Origin of the sequence: Kluyvera sp. EC_51, from assembly GCF_019584505.1 — a bacterium.
In the GTDB taxonomy this organism is placed as follows: Bacteria; Pseudomonadota; Gammaproteobacteria; order Enterobacterales; family Enterobacteriaceae; genus Kluyvera; species Kluyvera sichuanensis.
This window is the reverse complement of record NZ_VDAG01000050.1, coordinates 1-804: the sequence shown is the minus strand read 5'-3', so window position 1 is coordinate 804 and position 804 is coordinate 1. Positions and strand designations below refer to the sequence as shown.

The 804-nt window shown below is 56.5% G+C and carries 1 protein-coding gene; it reads right to left on the bottom strand.

Features of this window, described 5'->3' with window-relative positions; genetic code table 11:
* Positions 1-743: IS5-like element ISKpn26 family transposase (locus FHC49_RS11405; protein ID WP_220439808.1), on the bottom strand; the 743-nt coding region annotated here is incomplete at its 3' end.
* Positions 744-804: the final 61 nt, after the last annotated feature.

Sequence of the window (804 nt, the reverse complement as noted above, 5' to 3'; positions counted from 1 at the left end):
ACCCTGCCGGGACGCTCGGCGATCAGCCAGTCCACATCCACCTCGGCCAGCTCCTCGCGCTGTGGCGCTCCTTGGTAGCCGGCATCGGCTGAGACAAATTGCTCCTCTCCATGAAGCAGATTAGCCAGCTGATTGAGGTCATGCTCGTTGGCCGCGGTGGTGACCAGGCTGTGGGTCAGGCCACTCTTGGCATCGACACCAATGTGGGCCTTCATGCCAAAGTGCCACTGATTGCCTTTCTTGGTCTGATGCATCTCCGGATCGCGTTGCTGCTCTTTGTTCTTGGTAGAGCTGGGTGCCTCAATGATGGTGGCATCCACCAAAGTGCCTTGGGTCATCATGACGCCTGCTTCGGCCAGCCAGCGATTGATGGTCTTGAACAATTGACAGGCCAGTTGATGCTGCTCGAGCAGGTGGCGGAAATTCATGATGGTGGTGCGATCCGGGAGGGCGCTATCCAGGGATAATCGGGCAAACAGGCGCATGGAGGCGATTTCGTACAGGGCATCTTCCATGGCACCGTCGCTCAGGTTGTACCAATGCTGCATGCAGTGAATACGCAGCATGGTCTCCAGCGGATAGGGCCGTCGGCCATTGCCCGCCTTGGGATAAAACGGCTCGATGACAGCGGTCATATTCTGCCATGGCAGAATCTGCTCCATGCGGGAGAGGAAAATCTCTTTTCGGGTCTGACGGCGCTTAGTGCTGAATTCACTATCGGCGAAGGTGAGTTGATGGCTCATGATGTCCCTCTGGGATGCGCTCCGGATGAATATGATGATCTCATATCAGGAACTTGTTCGC